At 60.2% G+C, this 17,405-nt stretch carries 15 protein-coding genes and 1 other RNA gene; 3 read left to right on the forward strand and 13 right to left on the reverse strand.

The genetic code is table 11. From position 1 onward, the window contains the following. Positions 1-47: 47 nt before the first annotated feature. The 7 genes from FGQ61_RS02355 to FGQ61_RS02385 all read right to left on the reverse strand — a co-directional run bounded on the left by FGQ61_RS02355 (position 48) and on the right by FGQ61_RS02385 (position 8,505). Complete coding sequence (locus tag FGQ61_RS02355) at positions 48-1,211, reverse strand: double-cubane-cluster-containing anaerobic reductase (protein ID WP_138374453.1); 1,164 nt, start codon at positions 1,209-1,211, stop codon at positions 48-50. A gap of 154 nt (positions 1,212-1,365) precedes the next feature. Beyond that, positions 1,366-2,649 (reverse strand): double-cubane-cluster-containing anaerobic reductase, encoded by a 1,284-nt coding sequence (locus FGQ61_RS02360; protein WP_138374454.1) that lies wholly within the window; start codon positions 2,647-2,649, stop codon positions 1,366-1,368. Between the two features lie 445 nt (positions 2,650-3,094). Further along, a complete protein-coding gene (locus FGQ61_RS02365; RefSeq protein WP_138374455.1) occupies positions 3,095-4,165 on the reverse strand; it encodes a sulfate/molybdate ABC transporter ATP-binding protein in 1,071 nt (356 codons plus the stop codon). 3 nt (positions 4,166-4,168) lie between these two features. Next, positions 4,169-5,611 (reverse strand): molybdate ABC transporter permease subunit, encoded by a 1,443-nt coding sequence (gene modB, locus FGQ61_RS02370; protein WP_232219771.1) that lies wholly within the window; start codon positions 5,609-5,611, stop codon positions 4,169-4,171. 68 nt (positions 5,612-5,679) lie between these two features. Beyond that, on the reverse strand, positions 5,680-6,549 hold the full coding sequence (modA, locus tag FGQ61_RS02375) for a molybdate ABC transporter substrate-binding protein (protein ID WP_138374456.1): 870 nt from the start codon (positions 6,547-6,549) through the stop codon (positions 5,680-5,682). A 203-nt stretch (positions 6,550-6,752) separates the two neighbouring features. After that, a complete protein-coding gene (locus FGQ61_RS02380) occupies positions 6,753-7,232 on the reverse strand; it encodes a MogA/MoaB family molybdenum cofactor biosynthesis protein (RefSeq protein ID WP_035138021.1) in 480 nt (159 codons plus the stop codon). A gap of 10 nt (positions 7,233-7,242) precedes the next feature. Next, complete coding sequence (locus tag FGQ61_RS02385) at positions 7,243-8,505, reverse strand: molybdopterin molybdotransferase MoeA (protein WP_138374457.1); 1,263 nt, start codon at positions 8,503-8,505, stop codon at positions 7,243-7,245. A 210-nt stretch (positions 8,506-8,715) separates the two neighbouring features. Between FGQ61_RS02385 and FGQ61_RS02390 the strand changes: the two genes are divergently transcribed. Then, positions 8,716-10,137: a chloride channel protein gene (locus tag FGQ61_RS02390; protein WP_171021481.1), complete on the forward strand. Its 1,422-nt coding sequence runs from the start codon at positions 8,716-8,718 to the stop codon at positions 10,135-10,137. Positions 10,138-10,224: 87 nt separating this feature from the next. Continuing rightward, positions 10,225-11,187, forward strand: a complete 963-nt coding sequence (locus FGQ61_RS02395) for a diacylglycerol/lipid kinase family protein (protein ID WP_138374458.1) — start codon at positions 10,225-10,227, stop codon at positions 11,185-11,187. A gap of 87 nt (positions 11,188-11,274) precedes the next feature. Here the strand turns inward: FGQ61_RS02395 and FGQ61_RS02400 are convergent, their stop codons facing one another. The 4 genes from FGQ61_RS02400 to FGQ61_RS02415 form a co-directional block, all read right to left on the reverse strand. Next, positions 11,275-11,655 carry a peptide chain release factor family protein gene (locus tag FGQ61_RS02400; protein ID WP_171021482.1) on the reverse strand — a complete coding sequence of 127 codons (381 nt, stop codon included), beginning with the start codon at positions 11,653-11,655 and terminating at the stop codon, positions 11,275-11,277. An 82-nt stretch (positions 11,656-11,737) separates the two neighbouring features. Next, positions 11,738-12,316 carry a xanthine phosphoribosyltransferase gene (locus FGQ61_RS02405; RefSeq protein ID WP_022095227.1) on the reverse strand — a complete coding sequence of 193 codons (579 nt, stop codon included), beginning with the start codon at positions 12,314-12,316 and terminating at the stop codon, positions 11,738-11,740. Positions 12,317-12,473: 157 nt separating this feature from the next. Then, on the reverse strand, positions 12,474-13,778 hold the full coding sequence (locus tag FGQ61_RS02410) for an MFS transporter (RefSeq protein WP_138374459.1): 1,305 nt from the start codon (positions 13,776-13,778) through the stop codon (positions 12,474-12,476). A gap of 141 nt (positions 13,779-13,919) precedes the next feature. Continuing rightward, positions 13,920-15,203, reverse strand: a complete 1,284-nt coding sequence (locus FGQ61_RS02415; protein WP_138374460.1) for an O-acetylhomoserine aminocarboxypropyltransferase/cysteine synthase family protein — start codon at positions 15,201-15,203, stop codon at positions 13,920-13,922. Positions 15,204-15,434: 231 nt separating this feature from the next. Between FGQ61_RS02415 and FGQ61_RS02420 the strand changes: the two genes are divergently transcribed. Then, the gene (locus FGQ61_RS02420) at positions 15,435-15,881 is read left to right on the forward strand and encodes a C-GCAxxG-C-C family protein (RefSeq protein WP_226812440.1); all 447 of its coding nucleotides are present in this window, start codon (positions 15,435-15,437) and stop codon (positions 15,879-15,881) included. Positions 15,882-15,951: 70 nt separating this feature from the next. Here FGQ61_RS02420 and FGQ61_RS02425 read toward each other — a convergent pair whose 3' ends face one another. After that, complete coding sequence (locus FGQ61_RS02425; protein ID WP_171021483.1) at positions 15,952-16,590, reverse strand: IMPACT family protein; 639 nt, start codon at positions 16,588-16,590, stop codon at positions 15,952-15,954. Between the two features lie 225 nt (positions 16,591-16,815). After that, positions 16,816-17,177, reverse strand: an RNA gene (gene rnpB / locus FGQ61_RS02430) — RNase P RNA component class A. Positions 17,178-17,405 lie beyond the last annotated feature (228 nt).

The following is a 17,405-nucleotide window of genomic DNA, read 5'->3' on the forward strand; positions in this document are numbered from 1 at the left end:
ATCCTCCTTCTATGCGGCAAAACAACTATCCCTTTGCCGCATTTGTCCTACAGGGTTTCGATAAAGGCGGCGATGCGGGTCTCGATCTGGCCCATGTCACCGTTGCTGTAGTCGGTCTCGATCTTCATATACGGAATACCCGCACCCTCGACGGCCTCCTGCATGCGCGCGCTCTCAACGTTGAAGGTGTGGCACGCCTGGAGCACGCTCTCTACCACGCCATCGACATGGTACTTCTCGCACATGGTCAGCGTGTTCTCCATGCGGCCGTCGTTAGGCGTCATGACCGAGCAGTTGATATCCAGGTAGCGGTCGGCGATGGCGCGCAGAATGTCGGGCGCGTCCGGGTCGATCATCATAGCCGCCGTGCGCTCGCCCGAGCAGTCGTCCATGCACACGACCACGCCGCCGTTGGACTCGATGGTGCGGCCAATCTTGTTGATCACACCGCCCACCGGGCAACCGGTGATCAGAATGCGCTTGGCGTCCGCCGCAACCGGGCGCTCGCCCGCGTCGTAGGCCTCGCGCAGCATGGCGACCTTTTGCTCCAGCTGCTGCGTATAGGCCTCAATATCAAAGCTGAACGTACCGGCAAACATAGTGCTCATCAAGTCGACGCCGCTCATGGCCGCCGGCTGATTGGCCTGCAGCGCAAACATCTCGAGCTGGGCCGCACGCAAGCGGTTGCGACGACGGACGGCAGCACGCAGGTCATCGTCGGTAATCGTGATGCCGTAGAAGCCCTCGAGCTCCTCCTTGAGCAGGCGGCACTCCTCGTACCAGCCTTCACGCTCGTAGGCGCGATCACGACCCTGCGGAAGATGCAGAATGTGCGTGCGCTTGAGCTCGTTGAGTAGCTCGTACATCTTCTTCTTGCCGTCGCAGGTGGTCTCGCCGATGATCATGTCGCTAAAGTACGTAAACGGGCACTTTTGCGAGTAGGCAAAACCGTAGGTCGACTTGATGAGCGGACACAGATTTGCCGGCAGCACCTTCTCGGCCTCGGGAATCACCTCGTCGGATGTACCGCACAAGGCCACACTTGCAGCGCCCGCGGCATCGATGATCTCGAGCGGCGTATAGCTGCACAAAAAGCCGACCAGGCGATTGCCCGCCTGCTTGTAATCCTTAACGCGAATAAACGCCGCCTTGCGCTGCTCGTTGAACTCCTCAAACGTGGATGGCAACGGCTGCTCCATATTTTCCGACATATAACTCCTTAACAAACCTTTTAACCAACCAAGGAAACGGCTTTCCCAGGTGCCCGAGGTTGCCGTGAAAAAGGAGCGCCGCGTACTTTGGTACGCAAGCGACGGTTTGAACGGCAAGATCGGGTGCCTGGGGAAGCCGCCGGGACGAATAGTCCTAAATGGTTTCCAAGAAAGCCTCAATCCTGGTTTGCAGTTGGCCTGCATCCTCGCCGGCGTAGTCGGTCGTGATGTGCATAAACGGAATGCCGGCCTCCTCGGCAGCCTTCTCCACGGCAAACGACTCCATCTCGTAGAGCGTGCAGAACTGCAGGGCCACGTCGACGATGCCGTCGGCATGCAAGTCCTTGGCCATCTGGACAATGTCCTTCATACGCTGATCGTTGGGCGTAAAGACGGCGCAGTTAATCTTAAAGTAGCGCTCGGCGATGGCGTCGAGCATCTCTTCGACCGTCTCACCGGACTCGTCGACCAGGTCCTTGTAGTAGCGCGAGCCCGTGCAGGACTCCTCGCCTACCACAACGCCGCCGGCCTTCTCGATGAGGTTGAACAGCTTCCAGTTGGGCACGGCCATGGGCGTGCCGGTGTACAGGATGCGCTTGGTCCCCTTGGGCGCCACGCCCTCGCCGGCCTCAACGCGCTGCTCGCACTCGGCGGCCATCTCGTTGATGGCTCCGGTCAGACGCGGCGTATCGTCCATAAAGGCGGCCTGAACGGTCAGCAGGCTGTCGAGACCGCTGATGGGCGCCGGATCGGCAGCGCGCGTGGCAGCCAGACGCTGCAGGGCGCGACGCTTCTCGTTGACGGCGTGGATGGCAGCCTTCAGGCGCTCAGGCGTAATCGTGACGCCGCACTCGTCCTCGATCTTGGCGGCGAGCTTCTTGACCTCGGCCTTCCAGGTCACGAGCGTCGACTCGTCGTGCACGTTGGGAATATCCATGACGTGCATGTTCTTTTGCGTGGCAAAGAACTCGTAGGCTTTCTTCTTACCGTCGCAGGTGTTCTCGCCTACCACCAGGTCACTCGACTCAATGTAGGGGCAGACCTCGCCCAGCTTAAAGCCGGCAAAGCTCTTGATAAGCGGGCAGGTGTTGCGCGGCAGGTGCTCCTCGACCTTATCGGTTGCCCAATCGGCACCCGAGCACAGGCCCACGGGAATGCCGTCACAGGCAAGCACGATCTCCTCGGGCACGTACACGCAGAACGAGCCGACGATCTTGGTGGCCTCGCCGGCCTCCTTCTTGTCGAGCATCTCCTTAATACGGCCGCTGTGGATGTTGGTGGCGACAAAATCCAGGTAGGACGTGGACTTGGGGCGATTGTTCTGCGTCAGGAACATATCGCCGTACATCTGGCCCACGGCGCCCAGCAGCATGTCGTGGTCGGCAAGATTCATGCCGAGGCTCTCCCACATCGGATGGAAATCGAATTCTTCAGCCATGACGGTTCCCCCTCTCGAACCAAATACGGATAACTACGGTATTGCTGCACGGTGGGTGGCGAAAACCCAGCCGTGCTCAAACCCGGAATTTTGGGGAACCTGCTTTGCAGCTGATTATTTAGTTGTGCGTCGTCTCTCCCGGAGCCGTGAACATACCTGCTCATATGCGGCTCCGAGCCATATACAGGGCGCGCACGGCAACGCGACGCGAATATGTCTTATGCGGCATCGGCGCGCCCTCCTTTTCTCGTCGAAGGTAACTATATCAACGGTTGTCGTCAAGACGAACACCGTCGACACGCGTACGACAACGTTGGGATGTGAGCATCTCGCTGTCTGATAATTAATTATCAGACTGATAAGGTTTAGTCATGTAGAAATCGGCGAACGGCGAAGTGAAAACAAAGCGGTCGAGGACTACCTCCTCGACCGCATCGCACCCGCATTATCGGCAAACGAGATGAATCCTGCTTGCATCAAAATGCATGCGCAGAGTCTCACCCGCCTGCGGCAGCTCTTCCACGGGTACACTCACCTTATTCACCTTCCACTGCAGACGCGTGGGCGCATCAGCACGCGGCACGTCCAGCAGCACCAGCCGCTCAAAGCGCGAATCGCTCACACGGGCCACGTGCAAATCGTAGCTGTTGCGACCGCGCTCCGCGCGATTGTCAACATGGAAGTAGCTCGCACGAATACCGAGGTACGTCACGTTATCGGGAACCTCATGGCCCACGTTAAAGGTCATGCCCCAGTCCAGGGCTTCAACTTCCTGAGACCCGATCTTGCGCGCCCGGCTTGTGTTCTTGCAGCCCGTCAGGCGCAGCGCCGCCAGCGTCTGCGGACGGCGGACCACGTCCTCGACGGAGCCGATCTCCTCAACATGCCCGTCGTGCATCACGCAGATGCGCTGGCACAGGCGGCACGCTTCGTCGATGTCGTGGCTCACGTAGAGCACGGTGCGGTTGCATACATCGAACAGGTCGAGCATGTTTTGCTCAAGCGCGCTCTTGAGATACGCATCGAGCGCGCTCATGGGCTCGTCGAACATAAAAATGCCCGGATGCGCCGCCACCATACGGGCAAGCGCCACGCGTTGCTGCTGCCCGCCCGAGAGTCGCGCGGGGTAGCGATCGACAAAATCGGCCAGACCGAAAATGCCCAAATAGCGCTCGGCGAGCTTTTTGCGCGCGGCGGCGTCGCCAGCATCCTTTACACCGGCGCATACGTTATCGGCCACCGTCATGTTGGGAAACAGCTGATAGTTTTGAAACAACAGGGCGCATTTTCGCTCCTGGGGTGACAGGTTGATGCCAGCCGCCGAGTCAAAAAAGGTCACGCCGTTGACGACGATCTTGCCCTCGTCGGGCGTCTCCACGCCGGCAATGCAGCGCAGCGTGCAGCTCTTGCCGCAGCCCGAGGCACCAAGCAGCGCCACACGCTCCTCGCCGGCCTCAAGCTGCATATCGAGCATAAACCCCGGATAGCGCTTTTTTATGTCCAGAACGAGTGACATGGCCTATCGACCTCCCTGCATAGCGGGCTCATCGCGCATGAGCTCGGCCAGTGCCTCGCGATCGATACGCAAGGCATCACCGCCCGCCGGGTCGAGTGAATCGCCCTGTCCGGCGAGATCTTTGGCCTGCTTACGTTCCGCACGGGAAAGGCCACGCTCGCGGTATTTTTGCGAATGCGCCGTGTACATGTTGATGAACAGGATGACTAGGAAGCTGAACGCTATTACGACCACGACCCAAAAGAGGGCCACCGACGTATTGCCGCCCATCCATTCAAAGTAAATCGCAATGGGAATGGTCTGCGTAATACCGGCATAGTTGCCCGCAAAGAACAGGGTGCAGCCAAACTCGCCCATGGCGCGGGCAAAGGCGAGCACCGTGCCGGCGGCAATCGAGGGCCAGCCGAGCGGCATCATGAGTTTGGTGAAGATGCGTCGCTCGGACCAGCCCAGCGTGCGCGCCGCATCGAGCATTTGCGTGTCGAGGCTCTCAAAGGCGCCGAGCGCCGTACGGTAGACCAGGGGAAACGATACCACCACGGCAGAGATCACCGCCGCCGGCCACGTAAAGACAATCGAGACGCCGTGCGCGATAAGCCACTGGCCCACCCCGGTCGAGCGGCCAAACAGCATAAGGAGCAGAAAGCCGCAGACCGTGGGCGGCAACACCATGGGGATGGTAAAGACCGAGTCGAGCAGGCCCTTGATGCGACTCGAGGTGCCCATGGTCTTCCACGCGGCAAACAGGCCCAGCGCAAAGGAGATCAGCAGGGCAAGGCCGCTCGTTTTAATGGACACCCAAAACGGTCGGTAGTCGATGCCGCCCAATAAGGAGGCCAGAGAGGTCAAGGGCCCCTGCTCATCCCGCAACACGACAGACGATGCTTCTACCATTTGAGCGCTATCAAGCCAACGCGCGCCGCCTTTGGCATCACCCGAGGCTGATGCAATCACCACATAGCGGCCCCCATCCGCACCGCGCTCGTCAAAGCCATAGGTATACCCGCCGGCATCAAACGTTGTTTCCGCCGTGACATACCAAGGAAGATCCACGTCCCCTAGCTGCGCACCTCCCATACAGTTTGCGCTGTCGAGCTCACAGACGAGGGCCTTGAGACCCGATACGCACTCGTTGTTCTGCGGATCCAATCCATACCTCTCGATCGCCTTGGGCGATATCCACACCACAACGCGATCGGCAGCAGGCGCCACTACAAGGTCCACGTCCTCGTCAACGGGAAACCGGTAGCCCTCAGGCTGGCCCTCCATGGCACGAGCGGTCCCCTTGGCCAACCGCTCAAAACCCTCGATCCCATAGGAAAGCCCATGAGCAGTCGCAGCAACCTGGGCCCCGTCCTCAGCGTCCCCAGCAAACGCAAATCCCGGCACCCAGCAAAGCGCGAAGGTCAAAGCACAGGCGACAAGGATGCGGAATCTATTAAGCACGAAAAGCTCCAAGCGAATATAAGGACGGAGTGAGACACAAAACGATGGAATTATCGCGCCAAGCCGCACTACGCGGAAAGCTCAAAGCCGTACTTAGCCCAAATCTTCTGAGCCTTCCTGTTGGACAGACAGAAGTCGATGAACGCCTTGGCTTCGTCGGCGTGCTCAGAGCTCTCGGCAACGGCACCCGGATACACGATGGGCTTGTGCGAATCCTCGGGACACACAAAGGCCTCCTCGATGCCGTCGTAGCGGAAGATATCGGAGCTGTAGACAAAGCCGGCCACGCAGTCGCCCGTGGACACATAGGCGGCGGCGGTACCAACTTTGTCGGCCAGGGCCACCTTTTCGGCGATCTCGGGCGCATACTCGCCGTCGTCGCCCTCGGTGCCGGTGTAGAGGCCCACGGAAGCCAGCGCCTGGTTGGCGTACTTGCCGGCGGGGACGGTCTTGGCGTCGCCAATGGCGATCTTACCGTCCAGGTTCGCGACGTCGGCGATGGCCTCGACCTTGGTGTCGGAGCCCTCGGCGCGAATGATCACGAGATCGTTGACGAACATGTCCTCACGCGTGTCGGCGTCGACGAGCTCGGCGGCCTCGGCGTCGTCCATGGTACCCTTGGAAGCGGTGATGAGCACGTCGACGGCGGCACCGGCGCGCATCTGCTCGACAAGGTCGCCAGACGCCTTAAACTGCGTGTCGGCAAAGGTGGTGCCGGTCTGGTCGGTGTAAAGCTCCTGAACCTCGGGCAGAGCCTTCTCGAGCGAGTTGGCGGCAAAGACCTGCAGCTCGACAGCCTTCTTCTTAGAGAAAGACTTGGCGGAGCCGGCATCGGAACCAGCGGGCTCGGACGTCTTTTTGCCCGAGCAACCGGCAAGGCCAAGGCCGGCGGCAGCAGAAAGCGAGACGAAACCGCGGCGTGAAACCATATCGAACATATTCAACCCTTTCGGATCTTGTGCCCGGGTACCCCACCGCGGGCTTTAATCTGCAATCAGATTATACTTCTGCGCGAATAATGAAAGTGAGAAATTATTCTCGTCAGAGAATATAGTTTCGAATTACCGTGCACCTCGGCGTCGCTTCGGCGGAAAACAAAGGCGGAGCAGCCGTTCAGGTCGCCCCGCCGCAGGTAAACCGCTTAGTTGGTATGTCCGCCGCCCGCTGTCATCTGAGCCGCATGCTCCAGCTGGTCTGCTATGGCCTCCCAGCTTTCGCGGGCGGCCTTCGTAGAACCGGGAAAGTTTACGACAAGTGTATGACCTCGTTGCATGCAAATAGCGCGCGAGAGCATAGCGCGGCGCGTCTTGGTCATCGAATACGCACGGATTGCCTCGGCAATACCCGGCACATCGCGGTCACAGACGGCACGCGTCGCCTCGGGTGTTACGTCGCGCATCGAAAGCCCCGTGCCGCCGCAGGTGAGCACGACATTGGCGTGGCACTCATCGGCGGCTTCCGCAATGGCATCACCGATCTCGCTGACGTCGTCACGCACGACCACATGCGAGGCGACCGTCCAGCCCTGTGCCACGATAAGCTCCTCGAGCGCAGCACCCGCCTCGTCCTGGGCAAGATCGCGCGTATCCGAGCACGTCACAATCGAAATCTTCAACTCCATAGCATTCCTCCTATAGCACCGTGCCCTCAGGCAGGTCGACGCGAACAACGTCCACGGCATCTCCCGCCTTGAGCTCGCACGGTCCTTCGTCAATACGCAACAGGCAGTTCGCACGCTGCATAGTTCCAAGCAGCGCCGAATTCTGTGTCTTAGCCTCGGTCACCAACAACTCACCGGTCTCGGGGTCGCGCAAAACCGTGGCGCGATCGAAGAAGCGGCGATGCTGTCGCTTTTTCACGCCGTGCGTGAGCGTCGCCTGCTGCACGGGACGCGTACCCTCGGCAAAGCCGCGCATCTTGCGAATCGCCGGGCGGGCGAGCATCTCAAAGCCCACATACGCCGCGGCCGGATTGCCTGAAAGCCCCAGGTAGGGCTTACCCCCGAGCAAGCCAAACGTGATGGCCTTGCCCGGACGCATCGAGATGCGGTCAAACAGCACCTCGCCCTCGCGCCGGACGAGCGCCGTCACATAGTCGTAATCGCCCGCCGAGGCGCCACCGCTCGTAATGACAAAATCGCACTCTCGCGTGGCGCGATGTACCAGCTCGGCAATCGCTTGCTCATCATCGGGCGCGATGCCGTAGAACACGGGCTCGGCGCCGGCATCGAGTGCCTCGGCCATCAGCGCCGAGGAGTTGGAATCGCGAATCTGACCACGCGCCGGTACCTTACTCGGTGCGACCAGTTCCGTGCCCAGCGAGATGATGCCCACACGCGGGGCAGCGTGCACCTTCACGCTCGCGTATCCGGCGCTCGCCAGCAGACCCGCGCCCGCCGGAGCCACGACCTCGCCGGCGTGCATCACAACATCGCCGGCATGGGCCTCCTCGGCAGCAGAGCGAACGTTCTCCCCTACCTTGGCCGGCGCCGAAAAGCGAACGTGCGAGCCCTCGTTGCCGTCACCGTCGAGCACATCGACGATCTCGTACTTCACCACGGCATCGGCACCCTCGGGCACCGGCGCGCCTGTCATGATGCGGACCGCCTCGCCCGCACCGATTGCGCCCTCAAACACATGGCCCGCGGCCTCGTGTCCGATAACGTCGAGCGTCACCGGCGCCTCGCCAGATGTCTGCACCAAGTCCGCCGAGCGCACGGCATATCCGTCCATAGCGCTGTTGGCAAACGGCGAGATATCGATATCGGCCACCGCGTCCTCGGCCAAGGGAAAACCAGCCGCCTGCCACACGGGAATCTCGACGAGATCGGTCGGAGCAACGTGCGACAGGACAATCGACTGTGCGTCCTCCAGTGGAATGAGTTTCTCTGCCATATGCACCTCTTAATGCCACGGCGCACAACAGGGGCGCCAATTCTTTATGCTTGTCTCAGTATAATCCCCCAACGCACGACCGCGACTCGGCCTGTACCCGCAAATACACCTGTCGGTTGCAGGCCGCGAAACAGAATGGAAACCAACCCACCGGCTCGTCGCGTTTACCGCGTTTTATAATGCTTGCGTTGCAACCTAAAAGAGGAACGTATGGCTCATAACGACAAACCCGAAAGCGCAAACAAAGCGCAGGATCATTCCCAGCCGCTCGACGACGGCGGCTTTTTCTCCCTTAATGACGTCATCACGGCAGGCAGGCATCAACTTACCCGCTCCGAGCATCTCTTGGCTGCCGACACGCGCCGCAACGCCCGCAACCTACTTGCGAGCGCTAAGTTGCTCGTACTCGTCGTCATCGTCTCGCTCGCCATGGGCGTTGCCGCTTGGGCGTTTTTGGCCTCGCTGAATATCGCGACCGATTATCGCGAGCACCACGTGTGGATTTACGCGTTGCTTCCCGTTGTGGGCGTTGCCACCGCATGGGTGTACAAAAACCACGGCCTTGCCGCCAAACGAGGTAACAACCTGGTCATCGACTCCGCCCTGGGCACACGCCTTATCCATATGCGCATGGCCGTCCTCACCTTCGTCTGCTCCACACTCACGCACCTAACAGGCGGATCGGCCGGCCGCGAGGGCGCCGCGGTGCAGATTGGCGGCACCATCGCCAGCAACATCTCGAGCCTCGCCCACCTCAAAAAGCATGACCACCACGACCTCATGCTCGCCGGCATCTCGTCGGCCTTTGGCGCCGTATTCGGTTCACCCCTCGCCGGAGCCTTCTTTGGCATGGAGATGTGCTTTATCGGCAAGATCGACTACACCGCGGGCGTCTACTGCCTGGTCGCCTCGTTTACCGGCTACTTTACATCACTTGCCCTGGGTACCGAGTACGAAGCGAATGTCATCGCCAGCGTTCCCGCTATGACGCCCACAACGGTCGTCATCGTTGTTATCAGCGCCATTATCTTCGGTCTGACGGCACGCCTCTTTGCCTGGTCAGTTCGAACCGTCAAGAGCCTGTACGGTCGCTTTATCACCAATTATCTTATTCGCGCACTCATAGGTGCACTCGTGGTTTTGGCCGCCTATGCCCTCCTCGACGCCTGGGACTACGCCGGCCTTTCCACGTGGCTTTCCGGCGCCGGATTTGCCGGCAACACCACCCTGGCGGACGCAGTCATCAAGTTGGTCGTCACAGCGCTCACCCTGGGCGCCGGCTTCCAAGGCGGCGAGGTCACGCCCCTGTTTGGTATCGGTGCGGCGCTCGGCGGCTGGATCGGTTGCCTCGTCGGAATCGATCCCAGCTTTCTAGCAGCGCTGGGCATGCTCGGCGTGTTCTGCGCCGGCCTTAACGTGCCTATCACCACCTGTATGATGGCCATCGACCTGTTCCACGGCACGGCAGCCGGGTTCTTTGTCATCGTGGCCTTTATCAGCTACCTAACCGCCGGACACCGCGGCGTGTACCCCGCCCAGCGCATCATCTCGCCCAAGCGCCGTTCGCTTATTGTGGATGAGGGCGGTACGGTAGCGGATGCTATCGAGCGCCACAACGACCTGATAGAGTAGACGTAAGTATTCGACGTGCAGCCACAATCGGGGGCAATTCGACCTGAGCGCGACCGCACCGTCACGTCATACGCCGGGAGTCGCCCCATGCACGCAACTGATTTTGGCCTCACGCTCATCATCGCCAACCCAGCCGCCCAGTCGGGTGCGGCGCGCGAAGTTGCCGAGCGCCTGCAACGCTTTTTGGATATGACCGCGCGCGCATCCCAGTTTGACCTGATGCTGACCGAGCGCATGGGACACGCCAAGGAGCTGGCCGCACAGGCTCAGGGCTATCGCACCGTTATCGCCCTTGGCGGCGACGGCGTGATTCACGAGGTCGTCAACGGGCTTATGACGCAAGAGGAGGACACCCGCCCCGCTCTTGCCATCCTACCCGTGGGCTCCGGCAACGATTTTGCCCAAACGCTCGGCATCGACGATTTCTCCGGTAAGGATTTTGGCGCGCTGCTCACCTGCGAGCTGCAGCGTCAGGACATCGGGCGCATTCGCTTATGGAACCCCACAAGCGGCAGCGGCGAGGCTACCGTTGAGTACTACGACCAGACGCTTTCGGTCGGCATCGATGCCGCCATCGGCCTTGGCACCACCGAGCTACGCAAAAAGACGAGCCTCACCGGCGCGCCGCTCTACACTCTTTCGGGACTTGAGCAGTTTGGCCTACGCTATCGCAATTACCCCATGACAGTCAGCTTTGACGGGGCGCCCGCCGAGCGCGTAAGGGCGATCATCATGGCGATTCAGCTGGGTCCTACCTATGGCTCGGGCTATCGCATCTGTCCCGACGCCGACCCCTGTGACGGCATACTCGACGTCTGCTACGCCTGCGGCCCCGTCCCTCGCGCGGTTGCCCTGCCTATGTTTCTTTCGGCCAAGGACGGCCACCATACCAAGTTGCCGCCGGTTCGCATGCGCCGCTGCCGCCATGCCGAGCTCACCTTTGAGGAGCCCGACTACCCCATTCAGGCCGACGGCGAGCCCGTTGTCGCCTCGCGCATCGAGGTCGACATCCTCGCCGGCGCCCTCCACGTCTGGCACCCCACCCGCTAACCCCACCTAAGTTGCGGTGAAATAGGGACTGTTTATGTAGCTAAAGCCGCAAAACAGTCCCTATTTCACCGCAACTTATTGATAAGATCATTCCTCCCCGCCCGGCTTGCGACGGTTGGCCTTTTTAATGGCGTTGAAGTGCTTGTCATTGAGCCTGCGCTGGCGAGAGCGCTGAGGCACCTTGGTCTTTACGCGTCGGCGCGGCGGACGGCCACGACGCTCAAGCTCTGCACGCAGCTTACGCAGACAGCAGATACGGTTCTGGAACTGGCTGCGGCTCTCGCGCGCCGTCACGGTAATTCCCGAAGGGATATGTTTCATGCGCACCGCCGAATCCGTCGTGTTGACGCCTTGTCCGCCCGGACCAGTCGCGCGAAACACCTGCACCTCGCAATCGCGCGCCAACTCCTCGGCCGACATCTCGGCATAGCGCGCATACTCGCGCCATCCCATCTTGTTCTCGTCCATATCAACACCTCCCCTCATACAAAAAATGTGACAAAGGGAAAGCCCTTTGTCACATCGCATACCAATCGCTTGTGTTGCGCGCTTAGGCGAAGGTGATCTCGCCGGTCTCGCAGTCCATATCGGCAATACGGGCCAGGCTCTCGACGCGGAAGCCGCGCTCGCGGAGCTTATCGCCGCCGCCCTGGAAGCCCTTCTCCACTGCAATGCCAATACCGGACACCTCGGCACCCGCAGCCTCGCAGATCTTGATAAGGCCCTCGAGCGCGCAGCCATTGGCCAAGAAGTCGTCGATGATCAGGACCTTGTCGCCCTCAGACAGGAAGCGCTTGCCAACGATGACCGGGTACTCCTTCTGCTTGGTAAAGGAGTAGATGGTCGTGGCATACTGCTCGCCGTCTAGGTTGATGGACTGTGCCTTCTTGGCAAAGACCACCGGCACGCCGCCAAAATGCTGGGCTGCAATGCAAGCCATGCCAATGCCCGAAGCCTCAATCGTCAGAATCTTGTTGATCTCGACACCCTCGAACAGACGGGCCCACTCGGCACCCATGTGGTCAAATAACTCAACGTCGCACTGGTGGTTGAGGAAGGCATCAACCTTAAGGACGTTACCGGCCTTTACGATGCCGTCATGGCGAATACGATCCTCAAGCTCCTGCATGGCGCAACCCCTTCTCGCGGCAACGATACCGCGCGATTAATAAACGTTGTTCGATAGTCTACCACGGACCGACCCCCGCCCGTCCCACAAGCCGCATCGCACCACAAACCAGTCTTTTTGGGACAATGCAAATCGTGGCAGACAGCCTCCCAACACGCTAATGGCGGGCGCGCATCTTCACCAAACGCACCATGGCAAGCGCAAAGCCCACAGCGGCCACAGCCATCAACACATAGAACACCGAACGGAAACCAAACAGGAACACATCCGGACGTCCTGCAACAAAACTGGTCACGGCCTCGCCCATCGCCACGCTCATCTGTCCATACAGGATATTCGACGCCACCGTAATGCCGATTGCCATACCCGCATAACGCGCCAGGCTACCCAGACTACCCGCAAAGCCAAGTGCCTCGCGCGGAGCCGAGCCCATGTACAGCGAGTTGTTGGGGCTCTGGAAAATCGACGTACCGCACGACATAAATGCGACGCAGCACACGATCACAGGGATAGAAGAGTGCTCGTCGAGCGTGCTTACTGCAAAGAGACCGCACACATACACGCCCAGGCCGACCGCCGTGGGACCCTCGCAGCCAACACGGTCCGAAACCGTTCCCGAAAGCGGGCCGATAAAGGCATTCACCATTGGCAGCGCCAAAAAGAGCAATCCGGAAATGTCAGAACCAAAGCCTTGGGCGTCCTGAAAATAGAACGGCAGAATAAACTCGGATGCGCCAATGCCAACGAACACGATGAGCATGCAGGCAAGGTTGATGGTGAAGGCCGAATTTGCAAAGCAGCGACGAGCGGCCTCGGCAAGGGGCATGGGACGTTCGCCGGCCTCTGGCCTAACATGCGGCAGCGTGTAGAGTCCCACGATAAACGAGATCACGCCAATGGGCAGGTTGATGAGGAAGATGCTCTCCCAGGGAAAGCTTGCCACCAGCATGCCGCCGAGCACGGGGCCACACATCATGCCGAGGGCCACAAAGGTCGCGAGAATACCCATGGCACGGCCTCGTTCGCGCGCCGGAAACGACTCGGTGATGATACCCATGTTGTTAGCCATGGCCGCCGCGCAACCGATGCCCTGAACAATGCGTGCCAGGATAAGAACCTCAAGCGAGGCCGAAAGGCCGCACAGCAGCGAACCGACCGAAAAGACGATGACGCCCAACTGGAACACATTCACCTTGCCGCGCACGTCGCCCAGACGGCCAAACGGCAACATAGCCACGCAAGTCGCAAGCAGATACACCGAACTTACCAGCTGAATGCGATCGAGGCCCACGCCCAGCTCCTTTTGCATCACGGGCAACGCCACGGTCACGACGGTCGAATCCAGACACGACATAAACGTCATGATGAGCACGGTAAACAGAATCGCCCATTTGTTCTTGCCATGGGTGTCGCCCTCAAGGGCAATGTGCTCGCGGCGCAGCTGCTCTGCGGTTTTCTCCATATCCATCCTTTCGAGTGGCGCAAGGCAAAAACGGGGCCCCAATCGCCAGCAAACAGCCGCGATTGGGGTCCCGCCTACGGAATCGAAACGAAAGGTCGCCGAAGCTTTCTGCCAGCATCGGCGCCTTATGCGAACGCTAGCCTAGCACTGCTCGAGTGCCTGCTCAAGGTCGGCAATCAAGTCGGCCGTGTCCTCGAGGCCGCACGACAGGCGTACCATATCGGCGGAGATGCCACAGGCGATGAGCTCCTCATCGTTCATCTGGCGGTGCGTGGCATTAGCGGGATGCAGGCAGCAAGTGCGGGCGTCGGCCACATGCGTGGCGATCTGGGCGAGCTTAAGGCTCTTCATAAAGGTCTCAGCCGCCGCGCGACCACCGTTAAAGCCAAAGCTCACAACGCCGCAGGTACCGTTGGGCATGTACTTCTGAGCGATGTCATAGTACTTATCGCCCTCTAGGCCCGGATAGCTCACGAAGCGTACCTTGGGATGACTCTGCAGGAACTTGGCAACGGCCAGGCCGTTCTCACAATGACGCGGCATGCGCACATGCAGGCTCTCGAGCGAGCTGTTCAGGAAGAAGGCCGCCTGCGGGTTCTGCATGGGGCCGAGGTCGCGCATGAGCTGCGCGGTGGCCTTGGTAATGAAGGCGCCCTCGCGACCGAACTTCTTGGCATACGTCACGCCGTGGTAGCTCTCGTCGGGCGTGGTGAGACCCGGGAACTTATCCGCATGGGCCATCCAGTCAAACTGGCCGTGGTCGACGATTACGCCGCCCAGGTAGGCAGCATGTCCATCCATGTACTTGGTGGTGGAGTGCGTAACGATGTCGGCGCCCCACTCAAAGGGACGGCACATCACGGGCGTCGGGAAGGTGTTGTCGACCATCAGCGGCACGCCGTGGTCATGCGCGGCCTTGGCAAAGCGCTCAATATCGAGCACGGCAAGGGCGGGGTTGGCGATCGTCTCGCCAAAGACGAGCTTGGTGTTGGGCCGGAAGGCTGCCTCGAGCTCCTCATCGGTGCAGTCGGGAGCAACGAACGTGCAGGTCAGCCCCATACGGCCCATGGTGTGGGCGAGCAAGTTGTACGTGCCGCCATAGATGGCAGAGCTCGCGACTACGTGATCGCCGGCACCGGCCACGTTAAAGATCGCAAGGAAATTCGCGGCCATGCCCGAGCTCGTGAGCATCGCAGCGGAGCCGCCCTCCATCTCGCAGATCTTGGCGGCAACCAAATCGCACGTGGGGTTCTGCAGACGGCTGTAGAAGTAGCCCGACTCCTCCAGGTCAAACAACTTGCCCATGTGTTCGGACGTGTCGTACTTCCACGTGGTGGACTGGTAGATGGGCACCTGACGCGGCTCTGCATCGCCCGGGCGATAGCCGCCCTGAACACACGTCGTACCGATGGTCTGCTTGCTCATATCTAGCTCCCTTGCCTGGGTTTTAGTTTAATTCGGTTCACGATACCGCTACCCCGCACCCCTCTCAACCCATCCCCAAGGTAGGTTATGGGACTAATTGATCAGGGTCATTTATCTCAAGCCTTGGACATTTGCTCGATAGATAAAAATGAGGCATACATGAAGCTCTCGATGATTACATGCACCGTCACGGGTACCATAGGCGGGTACACCGTGACCAAGGAGACAACGATGAAGCAAATCGATACGGCCCAGCTCGACATCACCGCCTGTCAGGCTCAGGCTGCCGAATACCACGCCCGTGGGTTTAACTGCGCTCAGGCCGTCGCCTGCACGCTCGCTCCCGCCGTCGGGCTCGACCCCCAGGTCGCCTTTACCCTCACCGAGGGCTTTGGCGCCGGCATGGGCGGTATGACCGAAACCTGCGGCGCTATCTCGGGCGCCGTAGCCATCATGGGCTTTGTAATGAGCGACGGCATGGAAAACCCCAAGACCAAGGGCCAGACCTACAAGCTGTCGCGCGAAATCGCCAAGCGTTTTGGCGAGAAGAATACGACGACCGTCTGCGGCACGCTCAAGGGCATCGGATCGGACAAGGGTCCGCTCCGCAGCTGCCCCGGCTGCATCGACGATGCCGTCGCGATCGCCTGCGATGTGCTAAAGCAGCTCGCCGAGTAAACGGCAGCAACGGAAAAACAAAGGCCGGCGTGCGCTTGGGATCCATCCAAAAGCACGCCGGCCGTCGCCGTTAGAACTCGGCAAATTCGGGAGCGCCGACCTCAATCTCCTCGCGCCCCGCCATAAGCTCGCGAATCTTAGCGCAAAATGACTCCTGCTCCCCCGCCTTAAACACCAAATGAATCGTCACGGCATCCGCGTAATCGGTATCCGAAACCTTGGCACCCGAATCCTGCGCCAAACGAAGCGCCTGCTCATACTGCGGATAGGCCACATGCACGTCAACAGGCACGACGCTTGTCATCTCAACGATCTGCCCTGCCTCCTGAGCCGCGGCCACCGCCGCCTGCGTCGCCGCGGTATAGGCGCGTACCAAGCCACCAGGCCCCAACAGCGTGCCACCAAAATAGCGCGTCACCACGCAGCAAACTTTTTTGAGCCCCGCACCGCGCAGCACCTCGAGCGTCGGCATGCCGCTCGTGCGGCTCGGCTCACCATCATCGCTCTGGCGCTCGCGCCCATCGACCAAAATCCACGCGGGAACATTGTGTCGAGCGTCGTAATGACGCTTGCGAACCATCTCGATAAAGGCATTCGCCTCATCCTCGGACTCAATATGGACCAGCTGGGCAATAAACCGGCTCTTGCGGTCCACAAACTCGCCCGAAGCCTCAATATTCGATTGCAGAGTAAAATAGCTGTCCAACAAAGCCCCTCAACAACAAGCAAAGCAACAAACAGCCTCAATAATACGGCAAAGACCGTACCGATAACCTCGGTAAAAAGAACGAAGCCACCTATGATTCCGTCAACGAAAGCGAGAACCCGTCAGCGCGAGCAAGGTGCCTTGAAAGACGAGGGCATTGACCTTATGGTCATGCCCGAAGGCTTGAAAGGCAGATTGCCGCGCTGACGGGTTCGCAGCGTCAGCAAAGTGCTGAGCGGGCCTATAAGCCGGGTTCTGTCGTGAACGGTCATTTATCTTGTCTGCACGTTACCGTGCAGCTCCACGCACGCTACCCGAACGCGGACCGGGCCGGCCCATAGCGTTCCTATTCGCGCTTGCTCCGGATGGGGCTTGCCAAGCCGCCGTGTTGCCACGACGCTGGTGGTCTCTTACACCACCGTTTCAGCTTTTCCCTTTACGCCTTGCGGCGCAGGTGGGAGTCTTCTTTTCTGCGGCGCTTTCCGTCGGATCACTCCGCCCGGCCGTTAGCCGGCATCCCGCCCTCTGGAGCCCGGACTTTCCTCACGCGTACTGCAAACAGCACATCGCGCGACCGTCTGGCCCACTCAGCAGTGCAAGAGTGTAGCACACCGTTGCCGCAGGCAATGGCACAACACAAGCGTTCGACACGATAAACCAAGAACCACGCCATGCAGTACAATAGGGTTGTCGATGGGCAATGTCGTCAGTCGAGACGCGACCGCGCTCCGCACCCCTCCGTCTACTCGGTGCGTTCCCGCCTCCTCCCCGAGGCGGGATGTCGGCATTTTTTTATTCACCGACAACCCAATAGCCTG

This window comes from Collinsella aerofaciens, assembly GCF_005844325.1.
In the GTDB taxonomy this organism is placed as follows: domain Bacteria; phylum Actinomycetota; class Coriobacteriia; order Coriobacteriales; family Coriobacteriaceae; genus Collinsella; species Collinsella aerofaciens_G.